Here is a 24,436-nt window from a genome sequence, read left to right as displayed (position 1 = left end):
CTGGCCATGACACTGAAGCAACAATTTTCAATTCTGACCGGCTTACTGGTTGTGACTCTGCTTGCCGGCAATTTGCTGGTGACTGTGATGAACGGTCGTGATTATTTTCAACAGCAGCTTAATGGTCGTGCTTATGATGCGGCGACGTCTCTGGCGTTGTCGATGACTCAGGTTGACGCCGGTGACGACGTACAGTTATCACGTTTAATTGACGTTTTATTTGATCGTGGTTTTTTTGCCGAAATTGAATTTACCCGGGTGGATGGTCAGCCTTTACATCGCCGTGCTCGCCAGGCTCTTGAACAGGCTCCCGCGCCTGGTTGGTTTATTAACTGGGTGGACCTCAATCTGATTGCGGCCGAGGCTGACGTAACCAGTGGCTGGCAGCGCCTTGGCAGCGTCAAGGTAACCAGTCACAGCGATTTTGCTTATCGTGATTTATGGGCCATGGTGCGGGCGGAACTGGTTTGGTTTGCCTGGGTGTTGGTTGTTAGCCTGGTGGCTTTGCAATTATTACTGGGTTGGTTATTCCGTCCCTTAAAACGGGTTGAGCAGCAGGCTCTGGCGATCTGTGAAAAAGACTGGCAAGAACAGCAGGATATTCCGCGTGCCAGAGAATTGCGCCGAATGGTACTGGCGATGAATAAGATGGTGCGTAAGTTGCGCAGCATTTTTGAAGAGCAGTCGGCAATGGCTGAACAGCTGCGGGAAGAATCTTTTCAGGATGCGGTTACCGGGCTGCCTAACCGCAGTGGTTTTGATCGCCGTATCGCTCACGTTCTGGAAGGTGAAGGTGAGCACTCCGGAATCCTGATGTTATTACAATTGCACAACTTTGCTGAATTTAACCAGAAGTACGGTCGCCAGGAAGGTGATGACCGTTTATGCACATTGGCGACGGCACTGTCTGAATGGCTAGAGCAACATCAGAATGCATTGATTGGGCGTCGCTCTGGTGCTGACTTTGCTCTGTATGTTCCCTGCAGTGATCGGCTGCAGGCGGAAGATATGTTGCAGCAGACCTTCTCCGAGTTGGCAGCGGGTGCGCTGTCACAACGCCAGGAAGCGTCCGGCGAACATCTGGTTTTTCATATTGGCGCGGTATTTTTGCAAGCTCAGCACGAAGAAATTCAACCCGCATTGATGAAAGCAGATGCCGCTTTGCGTCAGGCTCAGCGTCATCCGGAAGCCCGGGCGCAATTGTATGGTGAACAGGCTGGTAATCAGCAAGAATGGGCGGCTCACGAATGGCAATCGCTACTGGAAGCGGTGCTGGAGGAAAAAGCAATTGAGCTGCAGTTTATGCCGGTTGTCAGTAATCGCAGTGATGAGTTATTGCAGTTTGAAGTATTCAGCCGTATTCAGTGGCAGCAGCAAACATTGTCCGCCGCACGATTCTGGCCAATGGTTGAACAGCATCAAATGGCATCGGCATACGATTTATGTATTGTTGAAAAGGTGCTGACTGCCTTAGTTCAGACTGATCAGAATCTGCTGGAAAGTGGCAAATCTAAGCCCCGCTATTGTATTAACATCTCACCGGCATCGGTGATGGATGAGCACTTCCACCAAAAATTAACCGAGCTGTTGAGCCAATATCGTGATGTTGCTGCGATGATTGCTCTGGAAATTCCGGAGTTTGCGCTTGCGAATATGGAGTCTGCCCTGGCACGGCTCGCACTGTTGGTTAATGCGCATGGTGTAACCGTTGGTATTGATCAGGTGGGTACCGGCAGTATGGCTTTTGCCTATTTGCAGCGTTTACCTTTGGATTATGTGCGCATTGATGGCAGCTTTAATCGCGGTTTACACAAGGCTCAGGATCATAAGTTTTTTATTCAGTCGATGGTTCAGATTGCACACAACCTGGATTTGTTAGTGCTTGGTGAAGGCCTGGAAGAAAACTCGGATGTGGAAACGCTGCGTTCAACCGGTGTTGATGGTATGAGCGGCTATTTCTTTAGTAAGCCAATGGCTGATCTGGCGCAAGCGCAGAGTTGGAAGATGTCATAGAATTGAGCGCCTGTTGGAACGGTGATGGATGCGGCATTTCGTCACTGGTGCTCAGCGTTTAATTGGCGCTAATGTGTCTGAATAACCGTAGACCGTCGTATGCCTGATCCATATGGAGAATTAAAGATGAAATTTTTACGCACAGTTTTTGCTATTACACTGATGTTGTCGCCTGTGTTTGCCGTGGCTGATTCTCTGGAAATTGAAGATGCTTATGTCCGTGAACCCATTCCGGGCCGTTACATGAGTGCGGCTTTCCTTAAAATAGAAAATGAATCTGAAAAAAGCCGTACTTTGGTGAGTGCCAATGCAGATTGGGCGGGATTAATTGAAATCCACACGCACATTCACGATAACGGTGTCATGCGTATGCGACAGCTGCAGGAGTTAGAAATTCCAGCGGGTGAGATCGTCAAGCTGCAGCCAGGTGGCTTACACCTGATGTTGTTTAAGCTGAAGTTGCCATTGGCAAAAGAGTTAGCATTAGATTTGTGTTTTAAAAATGGCGAGTGCGAAACCGTTACCGCCAAATTACGTTCAATTAAATAAATTGATCCAGCTAAGAAACGCTGGCTCCACTACCAACACAAGTGAAAGCACAAATAAAAAAGGTGGCTGTTTATTAGCCACCTTTTTTCTTTTCGTTATGTCACTGTTAGTGCGTTATTTATAGAACCCTGGGCGAAAAAATCAGGCGCCTTCGGGAACTGCTGCAGAAACAGGTTCCTGATATTCTTTTAACAGCTTTAATACCTCATTGGCTTTGCGGCCCTGCATTGCACAAGTAGTCATTAATCCAGCCATAAGTGCGCCACCGACACCAGCAGTCATGACGTCTGCTCCGGTCATATACAGATTCTTAACCGGTGTTACCGGATGCAGGAATGGCTTCTTAAAGCGATCAACAAAATGGTCCAGACCATAAATTTCACCTTTACTGGCTTTCTGGAACCAATCGGTGGAAAGAGGCGTTGATAATTCGTAATAATCCAGCGCATCACGCAGTTGTGGCATTCGCTTGAACAGAACTTCCAGCAAACGTTGGCTGAATTTTTCTTTGATGGCTTCGTATTCCTCGCCCCGCTGGCCCCAGGTTTCATCTTTCCACTGTTCAAACCATTCATGCTTGGCCATGGTGACAATTTCTACCGTAGACTTGCCGGGATAGCGGTTGTTCCAATCAGGGTCTTTCGCTGACGGGAATGAAATGTACACAATTGGGAAATCCTGCTCTGGATCATCATGGAAGCGTTGCAGGTTTTCTTCGTGTTTACCGTCCGGGTAAATCCAGAGGTTGGTGGTATTGATACCCAGTTCCTCGGCGGTACCTTTAAAACCTGCATAGATACCAAAGTGAGAGCTGGATAACTGGACTTGTTCGTTCCATTTTTCCACGCCCAGCTTCTGTTTAACGTCGTTGGGTAATAGCCGTTGGGTAGTGTTATAGAAACCAGCGTTACTGACGATGCGGTCGGCATAAAGCTCGTGACCACCTGTCAGGCGCACTCCATAAGCTTTATTGCCTTTTACCAGAATTTCTTCCACGTCGGCATAAGTGAATACTTCTCCGCCGCTTTTTTGGATGGTTGGAATAATAGAGCGGGCGATGTCTGAAGATCCACCAACCGGATAAGCACCACCCGCGAGGTAGTGTTTTGCAATCAGAGCATGCATCAGGAAGGCAGCATCCGCGGGCGCCTGGCCATAGTCTCCCCACTGTCCGGTTAGTACGGAAATCAGCTGCTGATTATTGGTCATTCCCTCAAGAACTTCACGTGTGCTCTGGAAGAACTCCTTGGGAACCAACATAGGACGCACCAGGTTGTAGACTCTGGCTAACCAGGGTGGCATCGCCTGTCCGGCAAAAAACTTCGGCGTTTTACGGCTGATTTCTCGGATAAGCTCGATGTAATCATCGATGGCTTTTTCTTCACCGGGAAAGCGCTGTTTAAGCATATTGGCAAAGTTATCCCGGCCTGCAACAAAGCCATATTCTTCTTCGCCGAGGATAATACGATCGTATTCCGGCTCCATTTCGGCCCATTTCAGGCGGCTCTCGCTGATGACATCAAAGACTCTGCGCAATGTTGATGGTTTATGAACCTCGCCGATGTAGTGAACACCCACGTCCCATTCGTAGCCATTACGGTGATAAGCGTGGGTGAAACCCCCAGCGGTGTAGTGCTGCTCCAGCACTGCAACTTTATAGCCCAGCAGTGACAATAAGGCGGCATTCGCCAGGCCGCCCATGCCTGAGCCAACCACAATCACGTCGAATTGATTATCTTCTTTCTCCGGGCGTAAGCGTTTACCGGTGCGAACTTTGACCCTAGCCATCTGCTATCTCCTTATTATTCTTATGCAATAAGTTGCATATTGATTTTGTCAGGCTAACCCGAATTGAAATCTTATGCAATAAATTGCATAGGGTTGGCCTGGTTAAGGTAGAATTCTTCAGATTCGACTTAAAGTAAGAAATGAGAGATTCGTGTGTCGTTAAAACATGCCATTCTGGTGCTGCTTGATCAGCAGGCAGCCTCGGGTTATGACCTGCATAAACGCTTTCAGCAGCATATGGGCTTTTTCTGGCAGGCCAGTCACCAGCAAATTTATCAGCAGTTAAAAGGGCTGCTTAAGGATGACATGATTCGGGTTGAAGATGTCAGTCAGCAGGGAAAGCCAGATCGTAAGGAGTATCGGATTACTGATACCGGTCGTGAGGCGTTAATTGCCTGGATGCAGCAAAGCTGTAAGCCAATGAAGGTAAATGACAGTCTGCTATTGAAGTTGTACGGTGGCCACCTGGTCGATAAAGCGTATCTGTTGAAAGACCTGCAGCAGCAAAAAGAAACCCATGAAAAGACGTTATCGGTACTGCTGCAGATTGAGCAACAGTATCAGGCTCTCACTGAGCAGGAACGGCAACCTTACCAGTTGCCATATCTGGCCCTGCGCCGCGGTATTCACCATGTACGTGCCTGGTTGGCATGGGCTGAGGAAGCGCAACAGGTTATTGGTCAGCAATAACCACCTTACTGATCATGTCAGAGTTTGAAATCGTTCAGTTGCTCTGACATCAGCACTTCGTCCGCTGGTTTACCCGGGATTGCATGGCGCTCACTGGCCCATTCCCCGAGATCAATCAGTTTGCAGCGTTCACTGCAAAAAGGGCGGTATTTGCTTTCTGGTTGCCACACCACATCTTTCTGGCAGGTAGGGCATTGAACTTTCATACTCTTTTCTCGATCAGGCCTGAGCCAGTTTCAGATAAGTTTGATGCAGCGAATCCAGCTGTTGGTACAGATGGGGTAAATCGTTACTGTTATCGGCAATGTCGTTTGCTTTAGCGCGTTTTTCGTCGCGGCTCATTTGAGCAGCAATGATATTGCGGATCTGCTCTTCATTGTTACTGTCGCGCTTACAGGCGCGTTGTACCTGAAGTTCAACGGGGACGTCAATCAGCAAGGTATGCTGAGTCAGCTGGAACTGACCACTTTCAAACAATAGCGGTGATACCAGTACCGCGTAGGGGGATTCAGCTTGTCGTAGTTGATTGATGATGGAGTCTCGAATACGCGGATGAGTTTGTGACTCCAGCCACTGACGCTCCTTTGGCTCAGAAAAGACTTTCTGGCGAAGCCAGGGGCGATTTAGAGATTGGTCTGAAAGCAAGACGTCTTTACCATAACGATCTGCAATAGCCTGCCAGGCTGGTTGCTGAGGTTCTACAACCTCGCGGGCAACCACATCAGCATCGACAACTGCAATGCCTTTTTCAGCCAGATAATCGCTGGCAGCGGTTTTACCACTGCCAATGCCACCGGTTAAACCTAACACCCACATAACGACACCCTAAAAAATAACACTTTCAGCATAACAACAGGCTCAGGGAGCGATTATAAGGTGCCTAAGTACCAGTTAACGATCTGCTCACCCCATAATGCGGCGATCCAGCCAGCCATGGCCAGATAAGGGCCAAACGGAATTGGCAAATTCTTATCCCGGCCCATAATCAGGATTCCGGCAATGCCAACAACAGCACCGACAATTGACGATAACAGGATGATTAACGGCAGTGCTGTCATACCCAGCCATGCGCCAAGTGCTGCCAATAATTTAAAGTCACCATAGCCCATGCCGTCTTTACCGGTAGCCAGCTTAAACAGCCAAAATACCGACCAAAGTGAGCCATAACCAAAGGCAGCGCCTAACACGGCACTTTCCAGGTCAACAAATAATCCCTGGGTATTCACAAGTAAACCCAGCCACATCAAACCGAGAGTCATACCATCAGGCAGAATCTGATGATCGATGTCGATAACTGACATGCTGACTAACAACCAGGTAAACACCAGCATCGCCGCCAATTGCCATCCCCACGGGAATACAAGCAGTAACATGGCACTCATAATGGCTGTTACAAGCTCAACCGCAGGGTAGCGTAAGCCGATTTTGGTACCACAGCCAGCGCATTGGCCTTTAAGTAATAAATAACTGATTACTGGAACATTCTGCCAGGCTTTAACAGGTGCGTGGCACTTAGGGCAATGCGAATCGGGTTTAACCAGATTGTACGGCTTAGATAAATCGTCCAGTGCCGGATGCTTTGGAATATTTTCACTGAACTCGTCGCATTCCTGCTTCCAGCCACGAAACAGCATGATTGGGAAACGCAGAATAACAACGTTGAGGAAGCTGCCCACTAACAAAGAAAAGATAAAAACAAAAACCACCAGGGCAGCCAGGTGGTTTTGCAGATACATCAATAGGGTTTCCATTACATCGCGGATCCCATTTGGAAGATTGGCAAGTACATCGCCAGGATCAGGCCACCAATGACCACACCAAGGAAGGACATAATAAATGGCTCCATCAGAGCGGTCATACCTTCTACGGCGTCATCAACTTCCTGTTCGAAGTAGGTTGCGGCTTTATCAAGCATGGTATCCAGGGCACCAGATTCTTCGCCGATACTGGTCATCTGGATCACCATATTCGGGAATACGCCGGTGGCACGCATCGCAAAGTGCATCTGCTGGCCGGTGGCTACTTCATCACGGATACTGAGTACCGCATTACGGTAAACCACGTTGCCAACTGCACCGGAAACGGAATCCAGAGCTTCTACCAAGGGCACGCCTGCAGCAAAGGTCGTGGATAAAACTCGTGCATATCGAGCAACAGCGGCTTTTCGAATCATATCGCCAAAGATCGGAAACTTTAACGTCGCCCGTTCAAAGCTATCTTTAAAAGCCTGAGAGGTTTTCATCATATAGCTGAAGCCAAATATTGTTCCCGCTAATATGGCGAGAACAGGTATATAGTAGGCTTGAGCCATTTCCGACAACATCACAACAAACTGGGTAGGTGCTGGCAGCTCGGCACCAAAACTACTGAACATGTCTTCAAAAGTAGGAACCACTTTAATCAGCAATAACGCGGTAACGGCAAACGCAATAGTTAATGTCGCGATTGGGTAGGTCAGACCTTTTTTAATCTTGGCTTTTAGCTCTTCAGTCTTTTCTTTGTAGTTCGCGACTTTATCCAGCATGGTTTCCAGTGCACCGGCTTGTTCGCCAGCTTCAACCAGGTTGCAGGTCAGGTCATCAAATAGATCCGGACGTTGCTTCAGAGCCGAGGCAAAGTCGTTACCTGCTGAGACTGTATCACGCAGCTCAAAAATCAGCGCTTTCATGGTGGGGTTATCAACACCGTCGGCGACGATATCAAATGACTGAACCAGAGGAACACCCGCCTTAATCATGGTTGCCATTTGGCGCACAAAGAAGGTGATATCGGCAGATTTAACCTTTTTGCCCTTAGCGCCACCGCCACCCAAGCCAAATAAAGGCTGAGGGGCTTTCTTAACTTTCTGTGGGTTAACCCCCTGCTTACGCAGTTGGGCTTTAACCATGGCTGCATTCTGGCCAACGATTTCGCCTTTGACTGGCATACCTTTGCGGTTCGTGCCTTCCCAAACGAAATTGGCTGATTTTATTTTCTTCGCCATATCAAACTGAACCGTCTGTCTTTTTACATTAGTCCGTGGTTACACGGCTTGCCTCTTCCAGGCTGGTAACACCTGCAGCCACCTTCATCAGAGCTGAAGTACGTAAATCGTTAAAGCCTTCCGCCCGTGCCGCATCAGAAATCTGGATCGCGTTACCACCTTCCATAATGATACGGGAAATCGGATCGGTAATCTTAACAACTTCGTAAATACCGACCCGGCCTTTATAGCCTTCTTTACAGCTATCACAGCCTACTGCCTGGAAAAACTCACCCTCGGCTATCTGTTGTTCTGTCAGGCCTGCCTCCTTGAGTGTTTCTGCTGGTATATCCGCAGGTTTCTTGCAGGCTGAGCACAGTCGGCGGGCCAGACGCTGAGCAATAATCAGGCTGACTGAAGTAGCAATACTGAAGTTAGGTACCCCCATATTCGCTAAACGAGTCAGGGTTTCTGGCGCGCTGTTGGTGTGTAATGTTGACATTACCATATGGCCAGTTTGCGCCGCTTTAATCGCAATTGACGCAGTTTCGAGATCACGGATCTCACCAACCATCACAACATCCGGATCCTGTCGCAGGAATGAACGCAGTGCAGATGCGAAATCCAGCCCCACTTTAGCATTTACATTAACCTGGTTAATGCCTTCCAGGTTAATTTCAACCGGGTCTTCTGCGGTTGAAATATTGGTGCCTTCAACGTTGAGAATATTGAGTCCGGTATAAAGTGATACCGTTTTTCCTGAACCGGTTGGACCCGTCACCAGAATCATCCCCTGGGGTTTTCCCAGTGCCTCCATGTACAGCTCTTTTTGATCTGGCTCATAACCCAGCATGTCGATGCCTAGCTGAGCAGAAGAGGGGTCAAGAATTCGTAATACAATTTTTTCACCGAATAGGGTGGGTAATGTATTCACCCGGAAATCAATGGCCTTAGTCTTGGATATTTTCATTTTAATCCGGCCATCCTGAGGGATTCGGCGCTCGGAAATATCCATCTGTGACATCACTTTCAGACGGGCGGCAATTTTGCCGGTCAGGTTAACCGGAGGGCTGGCCACTTCGTGCAATACGCCATCGGTTCGATAGCGAATGCGGTAGCGTTTCTCGTAGGGCTCGAAATGTAGATCCGATGACCCCATCTTAATAGCATCGAGCAGCATTTTATTGATAAATTTTACGATGGGGGCGTCATCAGCGTTTTCTTGCTCAGCTTCGCGCTTCTTTTGCTCTTCTTCCGGGTCTTCAAGATCAACATCATCTAACTCACCATCAAGATCGCCAAATGAGTTGTCATTGTCGCTTAGAAATTTGTCGACTGCGCTTGCAAGCTTATCTTCCTCGACTAACACCGATTCAACATTCATACCGGTATTAAATTTAATCTCGTCGATCGCGAGCATTGCTGATGGGTCGCTTTGGGCGACAAACAGGCGTGTGCCACGGGAGAACAGAGGAAGGACACGATGCTTTTCTATCAGGTCTTTACTGACGAGATCTTGAGGTGCGAGCTCAAAGTCAAATGCAGAAAGATCTAACACTGGTAAGCCAAATTCTTCTGAAGCCAAGACTGCGATTGGCTTAGCTTTAATCTGTCCAGACTTAACAGCAGCGCTTACAAAGCTGACTTGCTCTTTCTTGGAATTCTCTAAAATTTGAATAGCTTGGTTGGAGTCGATTAAATTTTGTTCAACTAAGCGTTTGGGTAAACCAGAAATACCACTCATTATGTAAGCCTGATACTAATTGCAATTCCAAAAGAACATACCAGACAAAAGTTTGCGTAGCTAGATGCCTTTTAGTCAGGTTCCAAATGACAGAAGACATATACAAAAAAACCCAGTGCTACTAAGTAGTACTGGGTTTTCTATTCAAACCTTTAGGTTCAAATTAATTAATCAGTAATGTTTGGTTGGAACTGAGCAGGTACTGTTCCACCTACAACCCAAGATACGCTTTCTTTACCAGCTGTACCGTTAAATGGAACTACGGTTGGAGTTAAAGTGTAGGTGTCTGCGCCAGTTTGGTTAAGTGCACTCGCCGCGCCAGCCTGGAATGTTACGGTAACTACCCATGTAGTTTCGTCAGCCGCTACAGTCCACTTTGGATTTGTAGACATATCAGCTACAGGTGCAAAACCTGTGTAGCCAGTTAAAGCTGCAGTATTAGCAGCAAGTCTGCCGTAACGTCCAGCGTAATCTTCTACAGCCAGTACGATGCCGCGAGAATCGCCTAAGCTGGTTTGTACTTCAGAACGAGCAATATAGTTCTGGTACTGAGGGATAGCTACAGAAGCCAGAATACCGATAATCGCAATTACGATCATCAGTTCGATTAAGGTAAAACCTTTTTGCATAGTTTTCATACTATTCTCCACTCTCATTGTGAGATGTTGTTATTACGGGGCTGATCTTTTTCAATTAAGAGTCAAGCCAGCTCCCTGATAAGTTATTACGTTGAATAACATAGCCAAGAGTGTGCCAATGTTCTTTTTTTTCTGCAAGCCTGTGCAGGCCCCTGAATTAAGGGTTTTTACAATTGCTGATGATTCAGGGGGGAAGGAGTTTTAATGCAGTAGGTGACAAATTTTGTCACTTACTGTCGGCGGGTGTCTACGTTGATGTTTTTATGGTTGATTTCCAGCCGATTAATTCCCCGGTTGTTGATAAATTAACCTGATATGAGTGATTAAAACCCAGAGGTAAGGTATAGATATCTTCTGTTAGAAAATCTGCGCCATTTTTCTTTTGCATCCAATTGGCAAAGGTGTCCGATGGCAGCTCAGTTAGGTCTTCAGGTGTTAGCTTGGTGATATCGACACCAAATGGTGCTTTACCGGTATAGATATACAGTTTTGTGCCTGCAGCTTTTTGGCTTAGCGGGTTTTGCTGAATAAAGTCGGCCAGCTCTGGTGTGACTTTATCGTGGTAGAGAATTTCAAAACCTGCAGCAGGAAAAGATAAAGACAGTGCCAGCGGCCGGGTGTTATGCACGGTGTAAGAGCCATAAGCCAAAGCCGCAATCTGAAGAGCTGCAATAATGGATAAATCCATCTTTAAGCTTTTTTTCTCTGGGTTGAAGACAATCAATGTCAGGGCGGGGCCGAGCACCAGGTCAACGCCAGCAATCACTATCAGGATTTGTTGCCAGCTTGGATCTGCGACCCGCAAGATGCCGGGGAACCAGTAAAAAAAGATCAGCGCCGTCAGAATGGCAAAGACCACCAGGCTCGCCAGAAAGTGAATTCCGAATGCCTGATAGCGATTTAAATGTGTTAATCCCAACATAGCTGGCTCTCTTATTTCTTCTTATGACTTGTTGTTATTTAAAAGTTGGTAGGCTTTTAATCAGACCAAATCAGATCAGTCGCATCGACAGGTCAACTGCTTTGCAATCTTTAGTCAGTGCACCAATTGAAATGTAATCGACACCGGTTTCAGCGTAACTGCGCAGACTGGCGTTAGTGATACCACCGGAAGCTTCGAGTTTGACCCGGCCGTTGGTTTTATTGCGGGTATGCTCAACAGCTTGTGTCATTGCCATTGGTGAGAAGTTATCCAGCATAATAATGTCCGCACCGGCATCAATGGCCTGATCCAGTTGCTCAAACGTTTCGACTTCCACTTCTACCGGTTTACCCGGTGCGATGATATGTGCCTGGGCAACGGCTTGTTGAATGCCGCCACAGGCCATAATGTGGTTTTCTTTAATCAGGAAAGCATCATACAAGCCAATGCGATGGTTGAAGCATCCACCCACGGATACTGCGTATTTTTGTGCAATGCGCAGGCCCGGAATGGTTTTGCGGGTATCCAGCAACTTCACCTGGGTGCCTGCAACCATATCTGCGTAGAAACGGCACAATGTTGCTGTTCCTGACAGGCTTTGCAGGAAGTTTAATGCACAGCGCTCACCGGTCAGTAACGAACGGGCGGAACCTTTCAGTTCAAATAAGGTTTGATTCGGGCGTACCCATTGGCCTTCTGATACACGCCAGATAACAGCCACGGATGGATCAAGCTGACGAAACACTTCATTAACCCAGTCAATGCCGGCGATGATCGCGCGCTCGCGACAAATAATACGTGCATGAGCCAGATTTTCTGCCGGAATCAGTTGTGCAGTAATATCGCCAGTGCCAATGTCTTCGGATAAGGCGGTGGCCACGGCTTGGTGAATATCAGACGTGTGCAGGCTCAGGTCCATGTTGGAAACTCTTTCTTGAAACTAAAAATTGCGCGCATTCTAACCCGAAAGTCGGGCTACTGCATCGCACAGGAGAGGAAGATCGGAGAAAAGCAGGCAGAAGAGTTCTGCCTGCTGAAGAGGTCAGTCGTTCTTAGCGAAATGCTCGCGGGTTACTTTAAACACCATAGGTGCCAGTAACAGCAGACCAACCAGGTTCGGAATAGCCATCAGACCATTCAGGGTGTCTGAGAGGTTCCAGACGAAGTCGACTTTTACATTGGCAAACGCCAGGATCGCCAGTACAAAGATTGCACGATAGATGATCAGGGTTTTCTCGCTGAACAGGTACTGCCAGCAACGCTCACCGTAGTAAGACCAGCCAAGAATGGTCGTGAAAGCAAAGACCGCCAGAGCCACTGTTACCACATAATTGCCGCCGGCAATTGTGCTGGAGAAGGCTTCGGAAGTTAATACCGCCCCCGTCAGGCCTGCACCATCAGCACCTGTCGCCATCCAGGCTCCTGAAGTCAGAATTACCAGAGCAGTCATGGTGCAAACAATGATGGTATCAATAAAGGTACCCAGCATCGCGATGACACCTTGCTGTACCGGGTTATTGGTTTTTGCTGCTGCGTGTGCGATAGCGGCAGAACCCAGACCGGCTTCGTTAGAGAAAACACCACGAGCCACACCAAAACGGATGGCGGCTGCAACGGCTGCGCCGGCAAATCCACCTGCGGCTGCCACTGGTTCAAACGCGTATTTAAAGATCATGGCAAAGGCATTTGGAATTTCGCTGGCATTCATCAGCAGAATCACAATCGATGCACCAACGTACAGTACGATCATTGCCGGAACCAGTTTACCGGCCACATCACCAATACGCTTGATGCCGCCCAGTACAACAACACCAACCAGCACGGCAACGATGACACCGGTTACCCAGGTTGGAATACTGAAGCTGTCGTCCAATACCGCGGCCATGGAATTCACCTGAACCGCGTTGCCGATACCAAAGGCAGCAACCGCACCGAAGATCGCGAACAGCACCCCCAGCGTTTTACCCATTTCCGGAGCGAACTCGCCAACACCATTGCGCAGGTAATACATCGGACCACCAACGTGTTTGCCATTGGCATCCACTTCACGGTAGGTCACGGCACACACCGCTTCGGCGTATTTGGTTGCCATACCGAATAATGCAATCACCCACATATAGAAGATGGCACCCGGGCCACCCAGAGCAATTGCCGTGGCAACACCGGCGATGTTACCGGTACCGACAGTCGCTGACATGGCAGTCATTAATGCGTTAAATGGTTTAACGTCACCACGTTCGCTGTCATTCTGATCGGAGAATAACTGACGGAAGCCGTAACCCACTTTGCGCCAGGGCATAAACACCATACCAACGGTCAGCAGTACACCGGTTACGCCCAGCATCCCCAACATTGGGGGCCCCCAAACAAAAGCATTGATCTGACTGATCAGATTGTTGAGTGCTTCCATCCACAGCTCCTTTTTCATTTATTTTTAGTGATTCCACACTATATCCCTGCAATTCCGCTAAGCCAATGCGGGAAACTACTTTTTTGACCGTGCGGATAGATTCCTTTGCAGTGATGTAGAAAGCCTTGCTGTTGCTGTTTATGTCGGAGAAATTGACTTAGAGTATGGCCAGATAAAACTGGCTGAGTGTTATGAAAATTGAAAATGGATTGTTGCAGCAGGCTCAATGGCTGCCTTCACCCAATTATGGCGTCAGGCCTGAAAATGAAGTGTCTTTATTAGTTATTCATAACATCAGTTTGCCACCCGGTCAGTTTGGTGGTGGTTATGTTCAGCAGTTTTTTCAGAATCGCCTGACAGCCGATGATCACCCTTATTTCAGAGAAATTGCTGAACTGCAGGTATCCAGTCATTTATTGATTGAGCGCACCGGACATATTGTTCAGTTTGTTAATTTTGATGACAGAGCCTGGCATGCCGGAGTTTCGCGCTTTGCCGGACGTGATAACTGCAACGACTATTCTATTGGTATAGAGCTGGAGGGTTGTGATGATAAACCCTATAGTGCCGAGCAATATCTGGTACTTGCCGAAGTGACCCGCGCGTTGATGGCTTGTTACCCGGGCATTACCGCTGAGCGGATTACCGGGCATGAGCATATTGCTCCGGGACGAAAAACAGATCCGGGCCCGGCGTTTGACTGGCCAGCCTACCGGCGCAGTATCAGCGCTCCAGCCATTAACCGATAACCAGCAGACAGAGATCAAGAAGGAAGCCTGATGAAGTTTTTGATTGTGTTTATTGCCTTGTTTTTGCAGAACAACCTGACCCTGCCTCGGCGCAGTTCGCAAAGCCGCAGCTTTCGTGGCTGGTTGTCTTTCTGGTTAAAGCGCGGATTTTTTGGTCGCTTGCCCCGTCATCTGAAATACTTCTGGCTGGTTATTGTGCCAACGGTGGCTGGTGCTGCAGCGTTTTTCTTTCTTGAACAATTCAGCTGGGGTTTGTGGGCGGCGATTCTGGAAGTTGCGCTGTTACTGTATGTGTTATCCCACATCAGCTTTGAGCGTCACTTTGAGGCTTATGTAAAAGATCTGGAACGTGGAGATACGCAGGGCGCTTATCGTTGCGCCGAGCAATATCTGGCGGTGCCGGAAATTGATATCACAGACGACGTCAGCACGTTAAACGTTCAGGTCATTAAAGTGTTATTGCACCGCTGGTTCGAATATTTCTTTCTGATGGTGTTCTGGTACATGGTAGCTGACGTGGCTGGAGTGTTGCTAGCCTGGTTCAGTGTGCAATACGCTCGTGCCAGTGATTGTGATGCCAAAGCCTGGCGTTATTTGCATTTTCTCGAATGGATTCCGGCGCGGTTATTAGGACTGACGTTTGGCCTGGCCGGAAACTTTATGCGTGCGTTGCCAGTATGGCAGCGTTTCCTGTGGCAAACCCAGGCCAGCAGTGCCGAAGTGTTGTATCAGGTTGCCTGCAGCTCTTTAACCCACAACGGTGAAGAAAAAGAATGGCACCGGGTTGATGAAGATGCTGAATCCGCCGTGGCCGAGTTAAAGGAATGGCATTATCTGCATCTGCGCAGTATGTCGATCTGGATGGTGGTGATTGCGTTTGCCACTATCGGTGGCTGGCTGCTTTGACGATGATCTATTTCCCTCTGAACTGTGTTGCAGTGTGTTCATGAGAAAATATATTCATTATCCGCGTTATTTTACCGCAGCCCCCAGCCAGGCGGCGCCACGGACACCACTGGAGTCGCCGTATCTGGCTTTTAACAGTGGTGTTGTTACTGTGTCTGAGAAGACAAACTCCCCCCAGATCTTTGGTACCTGCTGATAAATCGAGTCGATATTCGACACCCCGCCACCCAGTACAATAGCGTGTGGATCGAGCGTATTGATTACGCCCGACAGCGCTTTTGCCAGGCGGCGATGGTAATTGTTCATCACTTGTTGTGCCTGGGAATCGCCTTGCTGTGCCTGTGTATACCATGCTTCAGCAGTTTGCAGGATGCCGGTTTCTTTCTCCGCTTGCTGACGCAATCCGGGGCCGGACAATAATGTTTCGATGCAGCCCGATTGGCCGCAATAACAGGCAATTTCTGAATCCTGCTCCTCTCGCCATAACAGTGGGTTGTGACCCCACTCACCGCTGATGGCATTCGGGCCACTGACCAGACCACCGTTGATGACCCAGCCTCCGCCACAGCCAGTGCCAATAATCACGGCAAATACGGAAGTTAAACCAGCGGCGGCTCCGTCGGTGGCTTCTGACAAGGCAAAACAATCCGCATCGTTGGCGATGATAACGGCATGTCCCAGCGCCCGTTCCAGATCTCCCTGTAAATCCTGGCCAATCAGACACACGGTGTTGGCGTTTTTTACCAAACCTGTTGCCGGACTGATGGCTCCGGGAATGCCAATTCCCAGAGTGTATTCGGCATTCACCTCTGTTGCTGCCTGGCGCACCATAGCGGCGATATTGCTGACGATTTTCTGGTAGCTATCGGCGGGTGTCGCCGTGCGGCGTCGCAGTAATGTATTTCCCTGTTGATCAAGGGCGATGATTTCAGTTTTGGTGCCTCCAAGATCAACACCAAACTGCAGTGGTGTGTGTTTAGTGGCGCTTATGCCGGAGGCGTGGGCGGAAGGTGTTGCGGGTGTCATTGAAAGGCCTGCTGCTGAATTCAACAGGCGCAGTGTAAGGCAGATTCAATCAGGCGGAAACGGTGTGATAGCCGATCAGCTGTGGCTGTAACTTTTCATCATGGTTTTCAGCATGTCGGTCGCGCCGCTGATGGTGCAGCCGTTGCCGTACAGGCTGGGAGTCAGCTTGTCGCTCCATACCACTTCGGCAACACAGTTACCGGTGCGGCGACCGTCAATATTGGGCGGAATATCAACCAGATCGAGCTCGAAGGTAGTGCCGGGAGGCAACGGCTCATAACTGGAAATCATAATGCCGGTTTCGGAGCAGTCGACCAGTAATCCCAGATATTCTTTACTGCCATGTTCGAACACACTGACCGTGCTTTTCAGCGTCCAGCGAGGATGCATGCGTTGCTCTTTGGTCGAAGGGGTTCGCTCTGTAGTCATCAATCCGCTCTCTTTTGTGGTTAAATCCATGTTTTAACTATAGATCAGTTATTTGCACATGAACGCGATTGAGTTGGTTTTGGGCGGCGCCCGTTCTGGCAAAAGCCGCTATGGCGAACAGCAGACAAGTCGTGCCGAGCAATTGGGCCATTCCCCTGTGGTCTATGTTGCAACGGCATTTGCCGGTGATGGTGAGATGTCCGATCGTATCAAGCGCCATCGTGATGATCGTCCGGCTCACTGGTTTACCCGGGAAGAGAGTATCGATCTGGCACAATGCCTGGCGGATATTCAGAGCAGTCATCCGGATGCTGTGGTTCTGGTGGACTGCCTGACCCTGTGGGTTACCAATTGTTTGCTGGCGGATGATGATCAATGCTGGCCGCAACAAAAACAGCAGTTATTGCAGCAGCTGAGCAGCATGAAACAACGGGTTATTCTGGTGAGTAACGAGGTGGGACAGGGAGTTGTCCCTATGGGCGAGTTGAGCCGTCGGTTTGTCGATGAATCCGGTTGGTTGCACCAGGATATCGCTGCTCTGGCTAATGATGTCACCCTGGTGGTTGCCGGATTACCCATGGCGCTGAAGCGTAATGGCAAGGCGCAGTCGAGTGCCGCCAGTCCACCATTACATCTGTTGTCTGATTAATGGCTGCCTGATAGTACGGCCGGCAAATTATTGCTGATAAAAACAACCGATAGAAAAGCCACATAAAAGAATTATTTATAAAAGACGTATCGCTATGACTACACAATCCTGGTGGCAGGCTGCCGCTGCTGATATCGACGAAACCAGTCTGGCACAGGCCTGGGAGCATCAGAATCAACTGACGAAACCACCCGGTGCATTGGGCCAGCTGGAACAACTGGCTACCCGTATGGCCGCTTACCAGCGTCAGCTTAATCCTGAAATCCGCAATCCACATTGTGTGGTGTTTGCCGCTGATCATGGTGTGGTGGCTCAGGGCGTCTCTGCGTTTCCACAAGCGGTAACAGTCGAAATGCTGAAAAACTTCGTTGCTGGTGGTGCCGCCATTTCGGTGTTATCGCGGGTCAATCAGTTTGAACTGTCGGTGGTTAATTGCGGTACAGCGACTCCCTGTGATCAGTTAGAAGGTGTGATTCACTCGCCGGTGGCGGCGGGCACTGCCGATTTTTCTCAGCAGCCTGCGATGTCACAACAACAGGCAGAGCAGGCACTAGCCATCGGCTCAGATCAGGTTGATCGGTTAAAACAATCTGGCTGCGATTTATTTATTGCCGGTGAAATGGGGATTGGTAACACCTCAGCCGCCAGTTGTGTTTCGGCATTGTTATTGTCGCAGAACGTTGCCGAGCTGGTGGGGCCGGGAACCGGTGTTCAGGGACAGGCGCTGGATCACAAAAGTGAAGTTCTGGTCGCCAGTGTTGCCCGAGCGCAGCAACAATACGCTGAACCACTCGATGCGCTGGTGCAACTCGGTGGCTTTGAGATTGGTGCGATCGCGGGTGCCTATATCCGCGCCGCACAATGTGGCATTCCGGTGTTGGTTGATGGCTTTATTGCCAGCAGTGCAGCGCTGCTGGCGGTGAAGTTAAACCCATCGGTGCGTGAATGGATGTTGTTCAGTCATGGTTCGGCAGAACCGGGCCATAAATCCTTGCTGGCTGGCCTGGGGGCCACGCCGTTACTGGATCTGGGGATGCGTTTGGGCGAAGGTTCCGGCGCCGGGGTGGCAATCAGCCTGATTCGCCAGGCGCTGGCATTACACAATCAAATGGCAACGTTTGCCCAGGCCAATGTCTCAGGGGCTGACAACTGATATGTCTGATGTAAAGGCAGTAGCAAGCAGCGATGTATCAACGACTTATATTGATCTGATTCGCCATGGCGAACCGGACGGCGGCAACGTATTTCGCGGTCGGGTGAATTTGCCGTTAACCGAAACCGGCAAACGTCAGTTTCAGGCGCGCGTAAAAAAACATCGGCACAACTGGCAACACATCATCACATCGCCATTACAGCGTTGTAGCGAAAGTGCGCATTGGCTGGCGAACGATCGGGCGTTGCCTTGTACTGAAGTGACTGACTGGCAGGAAATTGATTACGGCGACTGGGAAAATAAACCAGTCGATGAAGTGTTTAAACAGCACTCCCATCAGGCACAGAAAATGTGGCAACAGCCTCTGGAATTCTGTGCTCCGAATGGCGAACCTGTGCCGGAATTTCAGCAGCGGATTGTTGCTGCCTGGAAGCAGTTGCTGGAGGAGTATCAGGGACAACATGTGCTGCTGGTCAATCACGGTGGTGTGATGCGGGTGCTGACGCAATACCTGCTCAAGCTCGATCCCCAGGCAATGAACCGCCTAGCCATTCCCTATGCCGGGCTGATTCGTTTTAAAGTGGACCACACCAACGAGAATGGTAAAACCCGACACTGGGTATCGCTGCTGGCGATGGACGGTGAAGAGCTGAATGATGATCGTGTTCACGCCATTCTGGGGGATGCATAAGAATGGCAAGCTGGTATTGGGCTTTCTGGTATGCGCTGGTATTTCTTACCCGTATTCCGGCGCCTTATTTAAAACGTGTCGATGACGAAGTTGCGCAACGCTCGCTGGTGTTTTATCCGCTGGTGGGTGTGATTGTGGGTGTGTTATCAGCCGTGTTTGTGATCAGCTGCTGGTGGTACAACCCGGCCGTTTCTCCGCTCTTACTGGCTGCATTAACTGTAGCAATCTGGACATTAATAACCGGTGGTTTACACCTCGACGGTCTGGCCGATAGTGCCGATGCCTGGGTTGGTGGATTGGGAGATAAAGAAAAAACTCTGGAGATTATGAAAGATCCCCGGGTTGGCCCGATTGGCGCTTTAAGCATTGGCTTGTTATTGCTGATTCAATTCGCGGCGTTACAGATTCTGTTTTCGCCAGGGCTGCCGTCCTGGCAGGTTTTAACCACGTTATTACTGATTCCGGCGATGGCACGTGCCAGTGTGGTTGGCATGTTAGCCACCACACCCTATGTCAGAGCAAAAGGACTGGCCAGTTCGCTGGTAAAAGGCGCGACGCGGTTGAGAGTTTTTTCAATGCTGGGTTTGATCGCAATTGCTGCAGTGATTGTGTTTCAGCAAAAAGCGGTTTTATTACTGCTTTTGTGGCTGGTACTGAATGCGTTTTTCCGCCATGCGATGATAAAACGTATTGGTGGTTGTACCGGAGATACCATAGGCGCTTCGATTGCGTTGCAGGAAGCTTTGTTATTGGCTGCTTTTACCTTGTGAGTGTGGCAGCCAATATCCGATTGCAGGAAATAAAATAAGCTGATCAATAAGAAGTTTCAGAACGATGGTGCATTTTTGTGCGCGTGTTCTGAATCTTATTTATCGTACATGTCCTGAATCATTTCGATACTTGGACGCAGGGTATTGCGCCAGGTCAGTTCCAGCTCGGGGCTGAATTCCGGATCGTAACGGGAAATGGTTTCCAGTAACGCATCCAGCCACATACCGTAATACATCGGGTTGATGTTCATATTTTTCTTGCTGTGGCTTTCACCTAGTGCGCGGATTTTGGCATCAGACATTCCGCGTGCATGCATAATTAACCAAAGAACGCCGCTGCGTAATAAACCACGCTGCGCTTCCATATTGGTATTAACAAACATTGCCCGAATATCCGGTGATTTCCCCATAAATGTCGAATAAAAATCTTCGAAAAATGAAGGGGTGTTGCAAGCACGTCCGTAGCTTTGAAACACTAAATCTGCGTCACCCATGAGTTTTACCTTGTTTTACATCTGTTCAGCGGGCGCGCACTTTACTGATCTTATTGATTAAATGCAAAACTACTTTTGTCGAGTTATGTTTAAAAGCCTTACTTTTTCAAAGTCTATTTTGTTGGAATTGTTCCAGAGCTGACTGCAGTTTATCGAAGTCCAGTGCTTCTTCCGTACTGTGAGCGAGGCGTTCGATTTGTTGTTCGCGGATGGCATTAAAATCAGGCGTTTCCACACCACTGAGCCCGGCCCAGTGTAATAACTGTTCCAGCGCTTCGCGGGTATCAAATAATCCGTGCCAGTAAGTGCCCAGAATTTGCTGATCTTCAGATAAAAAACCACAAGGTAAATTATCGGACTTGATAACCGAATTTAATTCGGCGTTATCGCTGAAAGAGATACCAGCGTGAATTTCATAACCCTGAATTTTCACATCCGGTTGATCGGGTAATGATAATGTTCCGCTGACTTGCTTCAGTGTTTTTTCTGGCTGCAATTCGGTTGTTATTGGCAAATATCCCAGTGCGGTGGTATCGCCGGCCACTCCCTCAATTCCGTCAGGGTCTGAGACATCTTTGCCAAGCATCTGAAAACCACCACAAATACCGATTAACTTACCGCCGTAACGCAGGTGTTTATTTAAATATTGCTGCCAGTCGGCAGATTGATTCAACAACCAGGTGAGGTCGGCCCGGGTATTTTTTGATCCCGGTAAAATCACCAGATCACAAGGTGGTGGTGTCTGATCCGGGCCAATCAGTTTCAGATCGACCTGGGGGTGAACGCGCAGAGCATCAAAGTCGGTATGATTACTGATGCGTGGATAAACCGGCACAACAACCGTCAGCTTCTGTTGTGGGTCAATCTGTTTGTCGAGGTGTTGTTCCAGGTTAAGTGCGTCTTCGCCATCCAGATATAAACCGTGCAGATAGGGCAGTACCCCCAACACCGGTTTGCCGGTCTTTTGTTCAAGCCAGTCGAGACCCGATTCCAGCAGTTTGATATCACCGCGGAAGCGATTAATTACAAAGCCAATCACCCGCTCACGTTCCGATTCGGATAAACAATCGAGCGTGCCAACCAGGTGGGCAAACACGCCACCACGGTCGATATCCGCAACCAGAATCACCGGGCAATCCACGGCTTCGGCAAATCCCATATTGGCAATATCATTGGCGCGCAGGTTAACTTCAGCCGGGCTGCCTGCACCTTCAACAATTACGGCATCGTACGAATCCTTCAGACGTTGGAAGGATTGCAACACCGCCTGCATCGCGGTTTGCTTATAGTCGTGGTAGGCCACCGCTCCCAGGTTGCCAATGGCTTTGCCATGAATAATGACCTGACTGCCCATATCGGATGTTGGCTTTAACAACACCGGGTTCATATCCGTCGTTGGTTCGACGCTACAGGCCACAGCCTGCAGCGCCTGGGCACGACCGATTTCACCGCCATCGGCAGTGACCGCACTGTTGAGTGCCATGTTCTGGGGTTTAAAAGGAGCAACCCGTGCGCCACGCTTGGCATAGATCCGCCCCAGGGCGCACACCAGCGTACTTTTACCGGCATCAGAGGTGGTGCCTTGTATCATTAACTGCTGTGGTGCTGAGGTCATAAAGCGGGCCTTCTGGTAAACTCCGTGGCCTTTATCGCTGTGTTTGGCCCGGTATTTATGAATTTTGAGTATTTTACGGCATGACGCTACTTTTAAGTGCTTTTTTTGCCGCCCTGGCGTTGTTGCTGGATTATCGCCTAGCTGAGCCAAAACGCTTTCATCCTTTAGTCGGCTTTGGCAACTGGGCCAATGCTTTGCAGCAACGACTGAATCCCCAGGTATCGCCACTTTTTCCTGCAACGCTGCGCCGCTCTGTCACGCTGCAATTTGTCTTTGGTGTAATTGCACTGCTTATCGCTGTTGGACCACTGTTTTATTTTTTCTGGGCCGCTCTCCGGCTGTTACACGTTTATTCTCACTGGCTGGCCGCACTGGTCGAAATAATCCTGCTGTATTTGTGTATTGGCGGTCGCAGCCTGCAGCAGCATGTGTTGGCGGTAAAACAGGCGCTGGATGAAAACGATTTAGCGATGGCAAGACAAAAACTCAGCTGGATTGTCAGCCGCGAAACCACAAAACTGAGTGAACAACAGATTGCTCAGGCGAATATCGAGACCACGCTGGAAAACAGTTCGGATGCTATTTTTGCGTCATTGTTCTGGTTTGCGATGGGTGGTGCACCACTGGTGCTGCTTCACCGCTGGCTGAATACGCTGGACGCAATGTGGGGCTATAAAAATCCGCAGTTTTTATATTTTGGTCGAGCGGCCGCGCGTCTGGATGACGTGATGAATTATATTCCGGCGCGTTTAACTGCTATGTGTTTTTGTCTGTTAAGTCCGTGGTTATTGCTGGCGGATAAACGCCGTAATACAGCCTGGTACTGCTGGCGGACTCAGGCAGAACAATGTTCCAGTCCAAATGCCGGGCCGGTTATGACAGCCGGGGCCGGTGCCTTAAATTGTCGTTTAAGTGACGGTGCTTTTTACCACGGTGAGTGGCAACAAAAACCACCAATGGGATGTGGTGACGCCGCCGATGTTCAGGATATTCAACCGGCGCTTACTCTGGTGACCCGTGCCATCGTACTTTACATGAGCTTATGGCTACTGGCCGGATTGTTACTGGTTTTTATTGAGGGTGGCTATGTCTGAGGCGGATTTCTGCGGCCCCCAACACGGCGGTAATTTATCCCGTGCGCTGGCCGAATTTGGCGGACGCGCGGATCAGTGGCTGGACCTGTCAACGGGTATCAGCCCCTACAGTTGGCCGGTTGAAAATGTTTTAGCGCATGCGCCATCAAGCTGCTGGCAGCAATTACCCGATCAGGATTTATATCAGGCAACACAGTCTGCCGCGGCAGACTATTACGCCCCGTTGTTAAAGGCTGACCCTGAGCAATACGTATTGGCTTCAGGCACCCAGGCCATTATTCAACAGCTTCCGGCTTTCTTTTCCGGATGTGTGTATCACAAACCGGTTTCTGAACTTCGCGTTTGGTTAATGGCTGGCAGTTATGGTGAACACAGTTATCGCTGGCGCAAGGCCGGTGCTCAGGTCGTCGAAAAATCAGCAAAACAGCTGCGGGACAGTTTGCAGGATCCACATGTCGGGTTACCCGATATTTTATTGTTGGTGAATCCGGATAATCCCAGCGGCGAGAGCTGGACATATGACGAAATTCAGAACTGGCAGAAACGACTCAGTGACCATAATGGCTGGTTAATTCTCGATTGTGCCTTTGCTGATAGCAATGCCGAAAGGTTTTCCAACAATAAAGCCGAAGGGTTTTCTGACAATCAAAACGGCACAGAACATACTCTTCAATCGGAAAATAATTTGCTGTTATTAACCTCTATTGGGAAGTTTTATGGACTGGCCGGGTTACGCTTTGGTTGCTGTATTTTACCCAGACAATGGGCGAATAGCTTAACAACCCAACTAGGTCCCTGGCCGGTATCCGGATTAACTTTATGGCTGGCGCAACAAGCTTTTGCTGACCATACATGGCAGCAACAAAACCGCCAGGATATTCAGGATATTCAGCAGCAGCTGATTGAAGCCTGTAAAGGATTATCGGTTTATGGCACGACACCCTTGTTTGTCACCTTACACAGTCCGGATGTTGAACAGTGGCAGCAAAAACTGGCGCAGCAAAAAATCTGGAGTCGCTGTTTTAAGCAACAGAATTTATTACGTTTAGGTTTGCCGCAGCAAAATGATCTTGATCGGCTCAGGCGGGCTCTGACGTCATTAACAGCCGATAAAACAGAATAATGGGTCTGACCCTGAAAGGTT

Annotated in this window: 25 protein-coding genes; 11 read left to right on the top strand and 14 right to left on the bottom strand. The window is 49.2% G+C overall.

Features of this window, described 5'->3' with window-relative positions; translation table 11 throughout:
• Positions 1 to 6 precede the first annotated feature (6 nt).
• Together ACOQOZ_RS10570 and ACOQOZ_RS10565 are read left to right on the top strand one after the other, a co-directional pair.
• Entirely contained in the window at positions 7 to 2,013 is a 2,007-nt protein-coding gene (locus tag ACOQOZ_RS10570; protein WP_420592240.1) for a bifunctional diguanylate cyclase/phosphodiesterase, read from the top strand.
• Positions 2,014 to 2,139: 126 nt separating this feature from the next.
• Complete coding sequence (locus ACOQOZ_RS10565) at positions 2,140 to 2,562, top strand: copper chaperone PCu(A)C (protein ID WP_420592239.1); 423 nt, start codon at positions 2,140 to 2,142, stop codon at positions 2,560 to 2,562.
• A 141-nt stretch (positions 2,563 to 2,703) separates the two neighbouring features.
• Here the strand turns inward: ACOQOZ_RS10565 and ACOQOZ_RS10560 are convergent, their stop codons facing one another.
• On the bottom strand, positions 2,704 to 4,350 hold the full coding sequence (locus ACOQOZ_RS10560) for a phytoene desaturase family protein (protein WP_420592238.1): 1,647 nt from the start codon (positions 4,348 to 4,350) through the stop codon (positions 2,704 to 2,706).
• 153 nt (positions 4,351 to 4,503) lie between these two features.
• Here ACOQOZ_RS10560 and ACOQOZ_RS10555 point away from each other — a divergent pair, with 153 nt between their 5' ends.
• Complete coding sequence (locus ACOQOZ_RS10555; protein WP_420592237.1) at positions 4,504 to 5,040, top strand: PadR family transcriptional regulator; 537 nt, start codon at positions 4,504 to 4,506, stop codon at positions 5,038 to 5,040.
• A gap of 17 nt (positions 5,041 to 5,057) precedes the next feature.
• Here the strand turns inward: ACOQOZ_RS10555 and yacG are convergent, their stop codons facing one another.
• The 9 genes from yacG to ACOQOZ_RS10510 form a co-directional block, all read right to left on the bottom strand.
• Positions 5,058 to 5,246, bottom strand: a complete 189-nt coding sequence (gene yacG / locus ACOQOZ_RS10550; RefSeq protein ID WP_420592236.1) for a DNA gyrase inhibitor YacG — start codon at positions 5,244 to 5,246, stop codon at positions 5,058 to 5,060.
• A 13-nt stretch (positions 5,247 to 5,259) separates the two neighbouring features.
• A complete protein-coding gene (gene coaE, locus ACOQOZ_RS10545; protein WP_420592235.1) occupies positions 5,260 to 5,856 on the bottom strand; it encodes a dephospho-CoA kinase in 597 nt (198 codons plus the stop codon).
• A gap of 53 nt (positions 5,857 to 5,909) precedes the next feature.
• Positions 5,910 to 6,791 carry a prepilin peptidase gene (locus tag ACOQOZ_RS10540; RefSeq protein WP_420592234.1) on the bottom strand — a complete coding sequence of 294 codons (882 nt, stop codon included), beginning with the start codon at positions 6,789 to 6,791 and terminating at the stop codon, positions 5,910 to 5,912.
• The gene (locus tag ACOQOZ_RS10535; RefSeq protein ID WP_420592233.1) at positions 6,791 to 8,023 is read right to left on the bottom strand and encodes a type II secretion system F family protein; all 1,233 of its coding nucleotides are present in this window, start codon (positions 8,021 to 8,023) and stop codon (positions 6,791 to 6,793) included. Before ACOQOZ_RS10535 ends, ACOQOZ_RS10540 begins: the two co-directional genes overlap by 1 nt.
• 28 nt (positions 8,024 to 8,051) lie before the next feature.
• A complete protein-coding gene (pilB, locus tag ACOQOZ_RS10530; protein WP_420592232.1) occupies positions 8,052 to 9,746 on the bottom strand; it encodes a type IV-A pilus assembly ATPase PilB in 1,695 nt (564 codons plus the stop codon).
• Positions 9,747 to 9,913: 167 nt separating this feature from the next.
• A complete protein-coding gene (locus tag ACOQOZ_RS10525; RefSeq protein WP_420592231.1) occupies positions 9,914 to 10,384 on the bottom strand; it encodes a pilin in 471 nt (156 codons plus the stop codon).
• A gap of 247 nt (positions 10,385 to 10,631) precedes the next feature.
• Positions 10,632 to 11,306, bottom strand: coding sequence for a hypothetical protein (locus ACOQOZ_RS10520; protein ID WP_420592230.1), 675 nt, complete (start codon positions 11,304 to 11,306; stop codon positions 10,632 to 10,634).
• Between the two features lie 70 nt (positions 11,307 to 11,376).
• On the bottom strand, positions 11,377 to 12,225 hold the full coding sequence (gene nadC / locus ACOQOZ_RS10515; protein WP_420592229.1) for a carboxylating nicotinate-nucleotide diphosphorylase: 849 nt from the start codon (positions 12,223 to 12,225) through the stop codon (positions 11,377 to 11,379).
• A gap of 123 nt (positions 12,226 to 12,348) precedes the next feature.
• Positions 12,349 to 13,716 (bottom strand): alanine/glycine:cation symporter family protein, encoded by a 1,368-nt coding sequence (locus ACOQOZ_RS10510; RefSeq protein ID WP_420592228.1) that lies wholly within the window; start codon positions 13,714 to 13,716, stop codon positions 12,349 to 12,351.
• 191 nt (positions 13,717 to 13,907) lie between these two features.
• Here ACOQOZ_RS10510 and ampD point away from each other — a divergent pair, with 191 nt between their 5' ends.
• Positions 13,908 to 14,465 (top strand): 1,6-anhydro-N-acetylmuramyl-L-alanine amidase AmpD, encoded by a 558-nt coding sequence (gene ampD / locus ACOQOZ_RS10505; RefSeq protein ID WP_420592227.1) that lies wholly within the window; start codon positions 13,908 to 13,910, stop codon positions 14,463 to 14,465.
• 30 nt (positions 14,466 to 14,495) lie between these two features.
• Positions 14,496 to 15,371, top strand: a complete 876-nt coding sequence (ampE, locus tag ACOQOZ_RS10500; protein ID WP_420592226.1) for a regulatory signaling modulator protein AmpE — start codon at positions 14,496 to 14,498, stop codon at positions 15,369 to 15,371.
• Positions 15,372 to 15,437: 66 nt separating this feature from the next.
• On the opposite strand, the gene ACOQOZ_RS10495 is transcribed toward ampE, so the two are convergent.
• Positions 15,438 to 16,397, bottom strand: a complete 960-nt coding sequence (locus ACOQOZ_RS10495; RefSeq protein ID WP_420592225.1) for an ROK family protein — start codon at positions 16,395 to 16,397, stop codon at positions 15,438 to 15,440.
• Between the two features lie 75 nt (positions 16,398 to 16,472).
• Positions 16,473 to 16,826: a PilZ domain-containing protein gene (locus ACOQOZ_RS10490; protein WP_420592224.1), complete on the bottom strand. Its 354-nt coding sequence runs from the start codon at positions 16,824 to 16,826 to the stop codon at positions 16,473 to 16,475.
• A 58-nt stretch (positions 16,827 to 16,884) separates the two neighbouring features.
• Here ACOQOZ_RS10490 and cobU point away from each other — a divergent pair, with 58 nt between their 5' ends.
• From cobU to cobS, 4 genes are all read left to right on the top strand, one after another.
• Complete coding sequence (cobU, locus tag ACOQOZ_RS10485) at positions 16,885 to 17,475, top strand: bifunctional adenosylcobinamide kinase/adenosylcobinamide-phosphate guanylyltransferase (protein WP_420592223.1); 591 nt, start codon at positions 16,885 to 16,887, stop codon at positions 17,473 to 17,475.
• Between the two features lie 94 nt (positions 17,476 to 17,569).
• Positions 17,570 to 18,628: a nicotinate-nucleotide--dimethylbenzimidazole phosphoribosyltransferase gene (gene cobT, locus ACOQOZ_RS10480; RefSeq protein ID WP_420592222.1), complete on the top strand. Its 1,059-nt coding sequence runs from the start codon at positions 17,570 to 17,572 to the stop codon at positions 18,626 to 18,628.
• A 1-nt stretch (position 18,629) separates the two neighbouring features.
• The gene (locus ACOQOZ_RS10475) at positions 18,630 to 19,319 is read left to right on the top strand and encodes a histidine phosphatase family protein (RefSeq protein ID WP_420592221.1); all 690 of its coding nucleotides are present in this window, start codon (positions 18,630 to 18,632) and stop codon (positions 19,317 to 19,319) included.
• 2 nt (positions 19,320 to 19,321) lie between these two features.
• Positions 19,322 to 20,089: an adenosylcobinamide-GDP ribazoletransferase gene (gene cobS / locus ACOQOZ_RS10470; protein WP_420592220.1), complete on the top strand. Its 768-nt coding sequence runs from the start codon at positions 19,322 to 19,324 to the stop codon at positions 20,087 to 20,089.
• Positions 20,090 to 20,184: 95 nt separating this feature from the next.
• Here cobS and ACOQOZ_RS10465 read toward each other — a convergent pair whose 3' ends face one another.
• Positions 20,185 to 20,583: a globin gene (locus ACOQOZ_RS10465; protein WP_420592219.1), complete on the bottom strand. Its 399-nt coding sequence runs from the start codon at positions 20,581 to 20,583 to the stop codon at positions 20,185 to 20,187.
• Between the two features lie 106 nt (positions 20,584 to 20,689).
• Entirely contained in the window at positions 20,690 to 22,198 is a 1,509-nt protein-coding gene (locus tag ACOQOZ_RS10460; RefSeq protein WP_420592218.1) for a cobyric acid synthase, read from the bottom strand.
• An 80-nt stretch (positions 22,199 to 22,278) separates the two neighbouring features.
• Here ACOQOZ_RS10460 and cbiB point away from each other — a divergent pair, with 80 nt between their 5' ends.
• Both cbiB and ACOQOZ_RS10450 read left to right on the top strand, forming a co-directional pair.
• Positions 22,279 to 23,292 carry an adenosylcobinamide-phosphate synthase CbiB gene (gene cbiB / locus ACOQOZ_RS10455; protein WP_420592217.1) on the top strand — a complete coding sequence of 338 codons (1,014 nt, stop codon included), beginning with the start codon at positions 22,279 to 22,281 and terminating at the stop codon, positions 23,290 to 23,292.
• Positions 23,285 to 24,415, top strand: coding sequence for an aminotransferase class I/II-fold pyridoxal phosphate-dependent enzyme (locus ACOQOZ_RS10450; protein ID WP_420592216.1), 1,131 nt, complete (start codon positions 23,285 to 23,287; stop codon positions 24,413 to 24,415). Before cbiB ends, ACOQOZ_RS10450 begins: the two co-directional genes overlap by 8 nt.
• Positions 24,416 to 24,436: the final 21 nt, after the last annotated feature.

The organism is Bacterioplanoides sp. (assembly GCF_965219715.1).
Lineage (GTDB): Bacteria > Pseudomonadota > Gammaproteobacteria > Pseudomonadales > Oceanobacteraceae > Bacterioplanoides.
This window is presented reverse-complemented; position numbering and strand designations above follow the sequence as displayed.